General features: G+C 66.4%; 11 protein-coding genes. 3 read left to right on the forward strand and 8 right to left on the reverse strand.

Translation table 11 applies throughout. From position 1 onward, the window contains the following. Window positions 1-104: 104 nt before the first annotated feature. Window positions 105-767, reverse strand: coding sequence for a hypothetical protein (locus tag AQJ54_RS42675; protein WP_062246997.1), 663 nt, complete (start codon window positions 765-767; stop codon window positions 105-107). A 490-nt stretch (window positions 768-1,257) separates the two neighbouring features. On the opposite strand from AQJ54_RS42675, the gene AQJ54_RS42680 reads away from it, so the two are divergent. Further along, a complete protein-coding gene (locus AQJ54_RS42680) occupies window positions 1,258-2,289 on the forward strand; it encodes a hypothetical protein (RefSeq protein WP_062247020.1) in 1,032 nt (343 codons plus the stop codon). A gap of 124 nt (window positions 2,290-2,413) precedes the next feature. Here the strand turns inward: AQJ54_RS42680 and AQJ54_RS42685 are convergent, their stop codons facing one another. Next, on the reverse strand, window positions 2,414-3,166 hold the full coding sequence (locus AQJ54_RS42685; protein ID WP_062246999.1) for an IS5/IS1182 family transposase: 753 nt from the start codon (window positions 3,164-3,166) through the stop codon (window positions 2,414-2,416). Between the two features lie 1,112 nt (window positions 3,167-4,278). On the opposite strand from AQJ54_RS42685, the gene AQJ54_RS42695 reads away from it, so the two are divergent. Beyond that, window positions 4,279-5,001, forward strand: a complete 723-nt coding sequence (locus AQJ54_RS42695; protein ID WP_062247003.1) for an adenylate/guanylate cyclase domain-containing protein — start codon at window positions 4,279-4,281, stop codon at window positions 4,999-5,001. A 60-nt stretch (window positions 5,002-5,061) separates the two neighbouring features. Here AQJ54_RS42695 and AQJ54_RS42700 read toward each other — a convergent pair whose 3' ends face one another. Further along, entirely contained in the window at window positions 5,062-5,586 is a 525-nt protein-coding gene (locus tag AQJ54_RS42700; protein ID WP_211278660.1) for a Pycsar system effector family protein, read from the reverse strand. Beyond that, window positions 5,583-6,302 carry an adenylate/guanylate cyclase domain-containing protein gene (locus AQJ54_RS42705; RefSeq protein WP_063806529.1) on the reverse strand — a complete coding sequence of 240 codons (720 nt, stop codon included), beginning with the start codon at window positions 6,300-6,302 and terminating at the stop codon, window positions 5,583-5,585. The genes AQJ54_RS42700 and AQJ54_RS42705 overlap by 4 nt, the downstream gene beginning before the upstream one ends. Window positions 6,303-6,759: 457 nt before the next feature. On the opposite strand from AQJ54_RS42705, the gene AQJ54_RS42710 reads away from it, so the two are divergent. Next, entirely contained in the window at window positions 6,760-8,097 is a 1,338-nt protein-coding gene (locus AQJ54_RS42710; RefSeq protein WP_062247007.1) for a replication-relaxation family protein, read from the forward strand. Window positions 8,098-8,391: 294 nt separating this feature from the next. Here AQJ54_RS42710 and AQJ54_RS42715 read toward each other — a convergent pair whose 3' ends face one another. The 4 genes from AQJ54_RS42715 to AQJ54_RS42730 form a co-directional block, all read right to left on the reverse strand. Continuing rightward, complete coding sequence (locus AQJ54_RS42715) at window positions 8,392-8,640, reverse strand: phosphopantetheine-binding protein (RefSeq protein ID WP_062247010.1); 249 nt, start codon at window positions 8,638-8,640, stop codon at window positions 8,392-8,394. 273 nt (window positions 8,641-8,913) lie between these two features. Further along, entirely contained in the window at window positions 8,914-9,204 is a 291-nt protein-coding gene (locus tag AQJ54_RS42720; protein ID WP_062247012.1) for a hypothetical protein, read from the reverse strand. A 563-nt stretch (window positions 9,205-9,767) separates the two neighbouring features. After that, window positions 9,768-10,307, reverse strand: a complete 540-nt coding sequence (locus AQJ54_RS42725) for a hypothetical protein (protein WP_062247023.1) — start codon at window positions 10,305-10,307, stop codon at window positions 9,768-9,770. Beyond that, entirely contained in the window at window positions 10,307-12,817 is a 2,511-nt protein-coding gene (locus AQJ54_RS42730) for a DEAD/DEAH box helicase (RefSeq protein ID WP_079070329.1), read from the reverse strand. Before AQJ54_RS42730 ends, AQJ54_RS42725 begins: the two co-directional genes overlap by 1 nt. Window positions 12,818-13,081: the final 264 nt, after the last annotated feature.

Consider the following 13,081-nt stretch of genomic DNA (forward strand, 5'->3'; position numbering starts at 1 on the left):
CCAGCACGGCAGTAGCTCAGGTGAACGAGTGCCACGCCGCCGCCCTGGCGGAGAACGACGGCGGCCGGGACGGAGATGCGTGGGCCGGCAGCCCGGTGCATGGTTCAGGATGCTGACGCTCGGCCGATGCGCTCTAGATCGTCCAGCTGATCGAGCAGATAGAGTAGGGCCCCGACGCTGTTGATCATCGCTGAAGCCAGCATCCGTAACTGGGCTGGAGGCACGCTTGAGCCTCCAGTCATCCGGAGGAATGGTGTATCGCGGTCTGCTGTCAGTTTCGTCAGTGCGGCTTCGATCTGCACCGGCTGCTCCGGCCTGAGACCGACGTCGTAGAGGTGTGGCCCCAGCACCGTCTCCAGCTGCCGCCAGTACGCCCTGAGCTCGGCGAACCACACTTTCTGCTGTGAGTTGCGCGCCTTGACGACGAAGGCCTGCTCCAGCGCACGGTTGACCTCGTCGATCTGATCTGCCAGGTGCGACGACCCCGGGCCTCGGATCTCTCCTGGCTGTGGCTTCGCAGCGAAACTCAAGGCCTTAGACGCAGTCAGAAGGACTTTGAGCCGCTCTCGGGCCCCGCCGGAAGTGTCCGAGGGGAACCCTCCCAGCAGCGTGTCCCTGAACTGGCTGACCAGCACAGGTGCCTGCCTCAGCGCCGCCGCGCGCCCCATCGTCTGAGCCTGCCGTGCGGCGAGGTGCGGCACGAAAATCAGGGCGAACGGCACTCCGACGAGGAATCCAATGAGACCGGAGACAAGGTTGGTGCCCACGGGCCAGTCATCCCACCAGCAGTGCAGATCACCCCACAAGCCGACTGGAAGGGCGAGGATTGCCAACCCCCAGGACCACCCGCACACACGCCGAACCCAGGAGTCAGCCTCTCTCCACCACGCAGGCTTTCCTCTCACAAAATGCAACCTTTGTTCGCCCTGGTTACTCGGTGGAGCGTGCCACATTCGCCAGGACTTCCGGGGAAAGCACGCCGGGCTTGGTGGAACTGGTCCATCAATGAGAGTCGACTACTGGTGCAACGCGAAGGAAGCACCGCAGCCGAAGCTGTACCTGCTGCGCCGTGTTCAAGGCTGTGACCAACTGGCTCTGTCCGCGAGAACGGGCAGCGGATATACACCGGTTTGGGAGGCAGTCGACGCCCACGAGGGATTCGAAATGTTCACGGGTTTCGACAGCCGTACCGCCATGGAGAGTTTGCTGCCGGGGTGCTCGCTGGCCGAGGCCGTCGGGTGTCTAGGGTCGCGTTCTATGACGAGGACCACGCCCCCGCGCCCGCTCGATGTCGAGGGGCTCTTCCCGGAACTGGCCGCCTACCGCGGTACGACGACGCGCCTGCACCCGCGTCCGGGTAGCCCGACAGTCTCGGGCAGCTCGGTGGGCGGTCCCATCTTGTGGCCGGCGGACGAACCGTGGCCGGTGTGCGGTCAGGCCCACGGCCGCGGGAGGGGGCGCCGCCCGGCCGACATCCACCGCTACCGGCGGGTTCTGTCTGCGGCATGGGCCCGGGAGGAGAACCCGGGCCCCACGGATGAGGAGCGCAGACTGCTTGGCGAGCTGCGCCTGGAGCGCCGGTTTCCCGAGGTGTCGGAGACGGACCCGCTGCCGATGATCGGCCTCGCGCAGCTGTACCAGCGGGATGTTCCGGACCTTCCAGCGGGGCCGGGCGACTGCGACCTGCTCCAGGTGTTCTGGTGCCCGTTCGACGCACACGGCCCGGGGCGGTACGACCTGGAGCTGCGCCTACTTTGGCGACGGTCCTGGGAGGTCGGCGAGGTATTGGCAGCGCCCCCGCAACCGCTGGTCGTCGGGTACGACGGATTCGTACCCGAGCCCTGCGTCCTGCACCCGGAGCAGGTGACCACGTACCCGTTCGCCGGCCTCCTGCCCGAAGACCTCTGCACCCGGATCGATGCCTGGGAGGAAGCCCTTGAGGAAGAGGCCGAGCAGTCGGCTGACGAGAACACGCCCGAGCCGCTCGGCTACCAGTACGACCTGTCCATCCCGCCCGGCTGGCGCGTCGGCGGCTTCGCCTCCTGGCACACCACCGACCCGTACCCCATGGACTGCCAGACCTGCAGGACGCCGATGCACCTGCTGCTGACCATCGACAGCTCGGAGTGGGACGGCGGCAGCGGCAGCTGGAAGCCTATGGAGGATCGAGACCTTCCCGCCCATCAGCACGCCACACCCACCGAGGTCACCGTGGGACGCTCCGGCGAGCTCAACGTCTTCGCTTGCCTCACCGATCCCGACCATCCACACCGCTGGAGCATCCAGTAGCTCGCAGGATCCACCCGGTGCGGCAACGACCTCATCGCCGAGCTCGGGTGCTGTCGCTTCTCGTGAACATCGAACGTGCCGCTGCGCGGGTGCCTCCCGAAGTACTGAGCCTTTTCCATCCTGATCAGGTTGCGAGTTCGAGGGCGACGACGGCACGGACGACGGCGGTGGTCCTGTTGGTGCTGCAGCGGAGCTTCCGCAGGAGCCGCCAGCATTTGAGGGTGGCCATGGCACGTTCGCCGAGGCTGCGGATCCGGGCATGATCGCAGTTGTGACGCTGGCGCCAGCCGCGCAGATCCTTGCCCCGGAACGGGACGCGGACAGCAGGGCCTGCGCCCTGATACGCCTTGTCCGCCCAGCACTTGATGTCGTCGGCGGTCAGGGCGGCGGGAATGCCGTGGGTCCGGGCTGCGGCCAGGTCGTGCACGGCTCCGGGTAACGCGTCCGAGGCCCAGATCAGACGGCCGGCTGGATCCGCGAGGACCTGCAGGTTCATCCCGTGGTGTTTCTTCTTCCCCGAGTAGTACGGCTGGTCGGCAGCGATGCGGTCGATCGGCAGCACGGTGCCGTCGAGAATCACGTACGCCTTCTTCCGTACGGCCGTCATGGCCTGGTCCAGCGTGGGTGCGAGAGCGGCCATGAGGTCAACGGCCTCGCGTATGTACCGGTAGACCGTCGCGATCCCGATGCGGAAACCCGCTGCGAGACGGGCGTAGGTGTCGCCGCAGCGCAGGTGCGCCAGGACGAGTAGGGCCTGCCGGCCACAGGTGAGGCGACGCCATCGGGAGCCGATCCGACGGCGGTGACCTGCGAGGAGACCGGCGACGTGCTGTAGTGCACGGCTGGACAGATCAATACCGGACGGGTAGACGAGCACGCGAAAACTCCTGACGGACTGGTGATCTTGGTCGTGGACCCGTCTACCAGGAGCATTCTTCAGGCCCGCCGCCGGGGCTGCCGGCCCGATCACCCGTCACGCAAGGGTTTAATACGTCAGCCATTCCGTATCGGGGATCAAGTCCTCGATCCATTCCTGGCCTCGCATGGCCCACTGGGGAGCAAGGAACACTGGGCGACAGCGAGCGTGGTCACCGTTCTGCTGGCAGCGCAGGATCAATCCCAGACTGAGGAGATACGGCTCCCCGCGGGGCCCGAAGCGCAGTCCGTCGACGTACTCGGGCAGGGTCGGATCCTCAAGTGTTGACGAGGTCTTCTCGAGCCAGGGTTCAAGTTCCGAGCAGCCGGCCAACCAGAGGAGTGCCGTCGAGGCTGACCTGGGGGCCCCTGCAGGCGTCGACAGCTACTGCAGCCAGGGTCTGGGTCTCCTGGTCGTAGTAGGTGTCGACGCCAACTCCGGAGAAGGGATACCAACGCGCATACATCTCGCCCCACCCCGTGATCGGCTCGCCCAGAGCGGCTGACACTTCCTCCTTGCTCTGACCGAACCGTATGGGTCCCACGGACTTCAATGGGACCCACGTCCACTCAGGGCGCTCCCCGTCCCAGAGGAATCTCTCCGCGAACCAGACCAACGAACCCACTCCCCATCGAAGCATGCGTGCAGGACGCATTCTTGCAAGGCGTGTTGCGGGGGCACCACGCGCCCGCCTGCGGGGCCCGATGCAGAATTCCGGAACGAGCCCTGGGCGGAAGGTGGTGGCGCCGCCTGGCCTAGGGGCGCGAGACGCGGGGCGAGGATTGGAGGTGCGGGCAGCGGACCGGGGCGCGCCCGCTCCGGCTGGTGGCATCGCATCACCACGATCGTCCGCGTATCCCCTGCCCTTCACCACGCTTCAGCGTGAGGTTGGAAATGGCTCACTGAACGACCTCTGTCGAAACCCATGAACAAAGCCACCCAGCGGCTGACCACGGCGCGATCATGCCCGGGGTGACGAGATGTTATGAAGACGCCCCTCTTTTTCAGTAGCCGCCTTGTCAGCGCCTGCTGCTACCGTCACGCCTGTTCATGGAGGGGGATGAGGTGGGCCGATGTCTCTTGGAGCCCAGATCTGGGGTGACTTGGGTGAGCTCGTGGGCACGCCCTGGAGTGTTCGGAACGGCAGAGTGGTGCCAGAGCCTGAAGACGTGAAACTCTTCCCAAACGATGCCGTGAAGCTTGATGCCGTCTACTTTTACGCCGACCTGATCGGCTCCACGAAGCTAGCGCGTGACTTCTCCTGGCAGACCGCAGGCAAAGTCATTCGTGCTGCACTGCGAACGGCCTCGACGATCATCAAGTCTTACGGTGGCGAGATTCGTAGCTACGACGGTGACCGTGTGATGGCCATCTTCTTGGAGGGCGCGAGGAACACGACCGCAGCTGAGTGCGCCCTGAAGATTAATTACGCGATGCAGTACATGGTGCAGCCTTCGCTGTACGCAGAGCTCCCCGATCTTGAGAGGGCTGAGTTCGCGGTGCGCATGAACATGGGCATCGCCTCTGGCGAGGCCTATGTCACGAGAGCAGGCGTCAGAGGGACAAGCGACCTCGTCTCGATCGGCCGCGCTCCCAACGTGGCTGCCAAACTGAGCGACATCCGCGATGCGGAGTACTACTACCGCACGTACATCACTGAGTCGGTCTACCAATCGCTCCTGGACCCGTCCAAGTTCGATAACGATGGCAGCGACATGTGGCGGCGTTTCGTAACGGAGGTCGGCGGCGAACGAATGATCACATACCGCAGTTCGTACACCTGGGGGATCGTGTGACGTCCACGGCGGCCTTGCAGGCCACCGTGACAGTTCGTCATCCCGGCGGCCTGCCGACTGTCAAGCTCTAGCGCCAGCGATGAAAACCAGGATGCCGCCCAGTGCAGACAGTAGAAAGGACCACTGGACGAAACGGTGCTTGCGCCAGGCGATCTTGCTCATGTTGACGAGCTGATTGGAGAGCACCGGCAGCATCTCCGTCTGCTCGATCTTCTGAGCAAGAGCTGCGGGATCCCAGAACTGCAGATGACCGAAGTAGATGAAGTTGTCTGGCGACTCGCACTTGAGGACGTTTTTACAGCGGAGCCTGGGAACGACGACAAGGATCGAGAGGACTGCTCCTGCCAAGATCAAGACCACTCCGGCCCAGAGAGGGCCGCGTGCGCTGAACCCAGTGAGATTGGCGAAGAGGCGGTTCTTGTCGGAGAGGGCCACGATGCCTGCCAGAGCAGCAGACTCCAAGGTCAGCGCGAACGAGGCCTTTGCATCCACGCGGCCTGTCCACTCACCCAAGGCGGCATGGATGCGCCAAGCCGTCTCCTCTGGTGTGCTGTGCTGGTTCACGGGTGTGCTGTGCTGATTCACGGGGTTCTCCACCAAGAGGATCTGTACACGTCGATCTTCTGTCCTCCTACTTCTCGGGAGAAGGGGCCCTCCCACATGAGCTTCTTCTCGGTGCCGCTGCTGAACTTGGCCTTGTCCAGCATCTTGTTGAAGACGTCCGCCGTGATGTAGCTGCGGATCGCTCCGTTGCGGATGTCGCTGAGCTTGGCCGCTACGTTGGGAGCACGTCCGATCGATACAAGATCATTACTTCCTCGCACGCCTCCTCGCACGACGAGAGCCTTACCAGTGTCGACTCCGACACAGTGCTTGATCTGGAAGCCCTTGCTTGCGATCGAGCTGAGGTTGGCCTCCACCTTGGGGCGGACAATCTTCTCCACAACGTAGTGGATCTTCAGTGCGCAGTCAGCTGCGTCCGTGTTCTTTGTACCTCCCATGAAGATTGCCATGACCCGATCGCCGTCAAAGCTGCGGATCTCGCCACCGCATGCTCGGATGACCTTGCAAGTGGCATCCAGGTAGGCGCGGATGACCTTCGCCGCAGTAGTGCGACTGAAGTCCCTTGCCAACCCAGTAGAGTCCGCCAAGTCCGCATAGAGGTACACGGCATCGAGCTCGACGGCTCCGTTTTTCAAGGCCACAGTGCCTGTAGTGGGGACAGTTGTGCCTTTGCGGCTATCCCAGTCGGAGCAGACCACTTTCGTGACTGCATCCGTGATCTCGTCAACGAGTGCCACAATCTTCCCTGTTTGTCGCGTGCAGTAAGTGGGCGAAACCTAGCAGGCGGGACGGACAGGCGAGAGCCCACAGGAGTGAGACCTCTAGGGCTCGATCCTGTGATCCGCGCAGCCGCGCGATGATTGCGCTGGTGCCGTTCAGGGCTGCGGGCAAGGGGGGCAAGCTCCCTACCGTTTCCCCTACCGGGTTCCCAACCGAACCCCCTACCGCCTGCTCATGCAGCATGCGCATGGTTTTGCCTGTTCAGAGCACGCGGGCAAGCCCAACCAACGGCCTCGACAACCCTCTTCTCTCTCCTCTCCCCGAACCTTTATGTGTCAGTGGTGGGTGGTAGGGGTGGGGGCGGGCGGAAGTCGAGAGCCTCGGGGAGGCTTGCGCGGCGCTTGCGGGCCCCGCGCCGCCGGGCCCGAGGCTGCGCAGCCACGAGAGCTGCGCAAGAGGCAGGGAGGGGCAGCGGTGGGCGGCTCGAAGACCTACCCGTACGGATCCACCGGAGCGGTACGCGCGCACGTCCTCGCCGCGCTGGGCGTGCTGAAGGTCGCCAGCGCCGATCAAATCCGGCGGCTGATGTGCCCGGGCCACAAGGACAACAAGGCGGTGCGCAACGCCTGTCTGGATCTCGCGATGCACGGGCTGGTTCTCTCGGAGGGCAACGCGCGGGACGGCTCCAAGCTGTGGGGCCTGACTCCGCTCGGTCTGGACGCCGCGGCTGAGGTTCTCTCGCGTCCGGTCGGGGAGATGGGCGGCACCGCCCGGGGCGCGGCCCGCTCGGGGGCCCCGCACGCCATGGCCGTGAACGAGACGGTCATTGCCATCACCCGCACCGTCCCGGAGCCGACCCGGCCCGTACGACGTACCGGCGCCGCCCCGGTGACGCCCCCTCAAGAGACAGCAGCGTGGGAGCCGGCCGGGATCGGCACTCCCGCGTCCTGGTCGACGGAGGTGGTGCACGTGCTGTCCGGCGGCACCCGGGGCCGGTCGACGGTCCAGACCGACGTGGTGCTGCTCGCCCCGGACGCAGGCGTGCCGGTGCTGCTGGTGGAGGTCGACAACTGCACGGAGAGCCCGGAGCGCCTGGCAGCCAAGTTCGACCGCTACCGCGACTACTTCCGCCGCACGACCAAAGACGCCCAGGGCCGTGAGATTCCGGCCTGGCGCTCCCTGTACCCGCCTACCGGCCGCGAGGGGCACCCGCCGGTCGTGGTGGTGTTCAACCCGGGAGTCCGTGCTGGGCAGGAGGCGCTGAAGAACCGGATGAACCGGGTCCTGGACCTGACCCGCGACGTGTGGTCCGGCCGGTACGAGAACATGAGCATCATCCTGAGCGAGCGGGACGGCTACCAGGACTACACGGACGCCATCCCGCTCCTCTTCACCACCCTGCCGCGCCTGCAATCGGACGGGCCGCTGGAGGCGGTGTGGTGGCGCTGCGGACACCGCCAGTGGGAAACCCTCACCGACGCGCTGGCCAACCCCGACGACCATGACGCCTGGCTGCGACGCGACGACGAACGCCGCCGCAAGCGGCAGGAACAAGAACGCCAGGAGCGAGAGCAGGCGCAAGCCCGCAGCCCGTGGACGACCAACACCATCCCAGCTCCTGTCCCCACCCCTGCTCCTGAGCCGCCCGTTCCCTGCGCGCGATGCGGGCAGCCCGTCACCGGCCCGACCGGCGTGAGCTTCGACGACGCCCCACCCGAGGACGGCCGGCACTGCCCTCTGTGCCGTATCGACCTCGCCCAGCAGCCCACGGGCTTGCTCAAGGCCCTCTTGCGGCGCCCGCCGACGACGTGACCGCCTAGAACTGGCCGACGACGTCCACGCCCGCAAGCCTGTCAACTCCCCGGTCGCGCCCGTGGTCTGGCCCGTGGTCGGCCCGACCAGGGGCCAGGAGGGCCCGCCACGGCCCGTTCAGGTACGAGCTGGAGCAGGCCGTGAAGAAGGCGGTCCGGCACACGGACGAGGACCCTGCTGAGTAGGCGAAGCGCTCCAGGGCTGGGCCACCTTTCGGCTTCGCGCCAGCATTACACCATCCACACCAGCATGAAGCTCTGCGGCGGCCGGCACCCGCCCCGTCGTCGACTTCAGTCACCCGTGATGAGGTCCACCCATGATGAGGTCAATGAGGTCCTGGACGATGACGCACTTGTTGAACTCCTCCTCCTCCATCTCCATTGCGAACTCCTCCTCGAATTGCATGACCAGCTCCGTCACGCTCAGCTCGTCAAAATCCAAGTAACTGAGCAACATGCGGTTGTTGATTTCCTTCGGCGCGGCATCGCCCATTTCCTGGGTGAGGATCTCCTTCACGCGCTTCTCGACGTAGCTCGGGTTCATGCAGCCCTCCTTGATGGAGCCGGACACCGATCATGTGAATCGGACTAAGTGATCATCGCGGACAGCGTCCCTGGCGGAGGGGTACACGCGCGGAAGCCCCCCCTGAAACGAGTACATCGCGCTACGGGATCTTTGGTGGACCAGGTTCAGAAACAGTCACCGAGAACTGGCCGACGACGTCCACGCCCGCAAGCCTGTCAACTCCCCCGTCGCGCCCGTGGTCTGGCCCGTGGTCGGCCCGACCAGGGGCCAGGAGGGCCCGCCACGGCCCGTTCAGGGCGGGGGATCGCCTGGACTGGCGGGCGGCTGCTCTGGGGCAGCGGGCGTGGTCTGGGGATCCGGCCCGGCGTCCGTCCCGTATGACAGACGCAGCATCTCCATACCGATGCGGCTCGTTCTCTCATCCGGATCCAGGGCCTTCGTCCGCGCCGTGGTGGTCGTGCGGTACTGCGTCCAGGCGGTGAGCGTCCCGGGGACTCCGCCCGGGAAGAGGCGCCACACGATGAGGGCGACGAACGCGAGGGTTCCGGTCGGAGCCAGGGCGGCGATGAGGGCGGCGGGCACGGAGTCTCCAAGCTTCAGGGGCAGGGGGTCTTTCACCCGTTGGGCTGCGGGTGGCGACACGGACAGCACAGGCGGCGGCGAATTCTTGGCGGGAGCACGGTGCCGGAGCGCGGGGCTAGGCGCGCAACTCCGGTGGCCGTCGTCCTCATCGGGTTAGGGAGCCGAATGCCGCAGGAGCAGGGATCAAGGCGGCGGGAGCACAGTGACGTGGGCTAGCCCAAGCCGCGCAACCGTCGTCGCTCAGGGGGTTCTGTCGAGTCGGTTACCTGGCCGGGCTGCCTGCTCGCCGGCACACGAGCGGGGCCCGGACCGTTGTGGTCCGGGCCTCTGTCCGCTACGGAAGACCTGTGACTTCCGCGCATCCACCACGACTGTTGCTACGTATGCGTTGTGTCGTAATCGAGCGCGGATGTTAGGCGTCTGGCCACGGAAGTTCTGTCGAGTCGGTTACCTGCCTTGCAAGCGTTATGGGGCGCAGGACGCCGGATGTGACGCCTCACGGCGCAGAGCCGCACCGTGGTGCGGCTACCAGCCCCTCAGGGTGACGAGTGCGCGCGGACTGTTCACCGTGGCGCGAACGGGCCGGCGGTGAGGGTGCCGTCCTCGGCCAGCCGGGCCTGGTCGGCGAGTTGGGCGAGCAGCTGCTCGGGGCGCAGCCCGGTACGGGCACAGATCTCCCGCAGCCGACGACTCACGTCTGCCGACAGCCACACGTGCGCCTGCAGCTCGTCACGCGCGTCGCGCTGCTCCTGCTGCCACGCGGCATGACGGGCGAGAGCACCGTCGCGCCGTGCGTCCCGCTCGCGCGCCCACGCACTGCCCTGAACGTCGTGCTCCGGGCTGTAGACCGGCCACCCCTCCAGGTCCATCAGCGCGGCCACGCGCCGCCACTCCCCATGCCGGGCCTGCCATACCGCGGCGAGCCGCTCCGGATCCTCCCCCAGCCCCTGCAGCCCGGACACGGCCACGGGCGCGCGCAGTTGCTCGCGCGTTTCCCGCTCCCGCCGCGCCGCTTCGGCAACCTTGTCCGCGACCTGCTCCCGATCCAGCCCCACGCCCTGACGCCGGACCGCATCCCTCGCCACGTCCTGCACAGCCCACATCACGCCCGACCTTCCAGGACGGCCCACTCGAAGCCGAGCGCCGCCAGTTCCGCGCGCCGCTCCGCGGACATCCCCCCGACCCTCCGCCGGCAGTTATCCAGGAACGCCCCGATCTTGTGGGGGACCCCGTCCACGTGTTCGATCGCCTTCCTCGGCACCCGAACATGGCCCTCGCGTTCCCTGAACTGCCGCACCGCGGCGAGGTTGGCCGCCCACCGCTCGTTCTGCGACTTCCGCGCTGGCACCACCGTCCCGTCCTCGCCCAAAGGCTCCACGCCGACGCTCTCCACCAAGAACCGCTGCGCCGGCGCCAGCCGCTCCCATCCGGCTCGTTGCGCGCTCACCCACACCGCGAGGTCTTCTCCCTGGACGACGACCTCCCCCGGTACGGCCGGTACGGCTCCGCCCGCCTTCACGTGCGCGAGCAGCAGCCGGTACGAACGCTGCCAGGCGACATCCCACCCCTCGGGGGCCCACCCCGGGTCGATCTCCGTGAGGGCCTCCATACGGCTCTGTGAGAGCTCCCCAGCGCTGGAGATGCCCGTTTCCCCGTTCGCGCGCCGTACGGCGTTCTCTCGCGCCCGCTTGGCAGCCGCCCGGGCATTTTTCATGAACACCCCCAGCGGATAGTCGTCCCAGACCACGGTGGCGCCGGGCAGGCAGTGGCCGTGGACGGCTGCGTAGTCGCGGGCGACGTCCAGGCCGGCCTCCCACGCGGATGCGTGTACGGACCAGACCATGCCCAGGTTTTCCAGCTCGGTCACGCGCCTGGCGTCTAGGGTGCCCTCGCGGTAGTACCGGCGCTGATCCGCGATGAAGACGCCCAGTGGGTGCCCGCCCAACGCTCCCCAGTCTTCAGGCGTGACGTACGTGAACGGCACCCGCAGCTCGCTCTCCCCGGTCTCCCGCAGCCACCGTGTGGCGGCCTCGATACCGCGCCGCCAGTAGGCGCCCTCGGGGTCGATGACCCGCAGCCGCACGAACTGCGTCAGGGCGGCCGGGTCGCGTTCCTCGCTGAACCGCAGCACGCCGGCGGCCCGCCCGGACACCCGCTCCACGTCGACGTCGACGTCGTCCTGGTCCGCCTCGCCCTCGCTCAACTCCGCGCTCTCGCTGGCGTACTCCGCGGCTGGACGGCTGTTGCGCAGCCGAGGATCCGCGAGCGCTTCAATGAGCTCCGAGTCGTACGCCCGAAGGGCTCCAAGGATCTTCGACAGGGTGTTGTAGGCGTCAGAGGTGAGGAGTTCATTCGGATCTTCGTCCGGCCCGAGGAATACCGGAACGATCAGTGTGGCGAGTTTTCCGTGATTCGGGTTCAATCGCAGTGCGCGCCCGACCATCTGCACGATATCGACCATCGACCCGCGGGCATCCGTAAAGAGCACTGCATCACACTCGGCAGTATCTACACCTTCACCGAGAACACGAACTGAAGAAAGTACACGCAATTCAGCACGCACATCACGACCCTCAAAATCGGGCCCACCCAGGAATTCGGACGCGAATTCATCCAGCACCTGACGGCGGTGGCCGGGGGCGTGCTCGCCGTACAGCCAGTCCGCCCATACCTGCTCCACGGGCGGGTAGGTGTCGGGATCGGCCTCAGCGAGCCGGGCCGCGGTCGCCGGCACCGAGGCCGCCATCGCCTCCGCCTCACCCACCCGACTGTGAAACGACAGCACGCGGCGAAAGCGCTCCTCAACGGCCGCCCGCATCAGCCCCGTCTGCACCGCCGCCAGGCGTGCCCCGCGCACGGCATCCGAACCGGTGTCCTCGCTCGTCAGCGCCGCGTACAGGTCAGGGTCGCGGACGTCGAGGCACAGCACCTGATACGGCGCCACAATGCCCCGCCCGACCGCCTCCGACAGCGTCAGCTTGTAGGCGACCGGACCGAAGACGGGGGACCCGTCTTCCATCGACGCCACCATCCGAGGGCGCTCGCCTTCGGCCTCCCAGACCCGCGGCGTCGCCGTCATGTACAACCGCCGCTCAGCGGGAAGCTGCGCCTGGTCGTGCACGGCCGCCCACGGCTTCAACCCATCCCCACTGGTCCTGTGCGCCTCATCAATGATCATCAGGCTCCACACCCCCAGGCCAGCCGCATGCGCCCGCTGAAGAACCCCCATGCCAACCGAGGCGTAGGTGGCGAACACCGTCACGGTCTCCAACCCGCGCAGCCACTCCACCAGCTCCTCAGGGTCCGTCGTGCACGGCAGACCCTGACTCTCCTCCGCACGCAGCGAACACACCCCGATCATCGCGCCGGACCGGCCCGCCCTGCGCCACGCGCCGGCCATCTGCGTCAGCAGGTCCAGCGTCGGCACCAACACGAGAACACGCCGGGCTGAAAGCCGCTGCGCTGATTCGGCGGCGATAAGGGTTTTACCGGAGCCGGTGGCTGCGATTATCTGCGTCCGCAGTCCCTCGGGAGGCATACGGCCACCGGGTGGAGTGCCGAGAATGCGGACCACGTTTTCGACGGCCTCAACCTGATGTGGGCGCAATTCCATCTGAGTCACGGAGCCTCGCATTCTCGGAGGTTTGGAGGGGGAAAACTGCTATCCCAGAAATGATCCGGGATCCAAAATGACGACCGCTATCTGGCGAAGCCATCTAGCGGTATAGGTACTCTGTTCTTATCCCAGAGTCTAGCCGAGTCAGAGAGTGACGCACTGTCTTTGCGAGGAAGTGGCTCAAGTGATCGGAGGTGACCGCCCGGGCAGTCCTGACGCAGTGTCACCAAGTCGGGCCACCCTCCTCGCCGCTGCTGCCGC

The organism is Streptomyces griseorubiginosus (genome assembly GCF_001514195.1).
Taxonomy (GTDB): Bacteria; Actinomycetota; Actinomycetes; order Streptomycetales; family Streptomycetaceae; genus Streptomyces; species Streptomyces griseorubiginosus.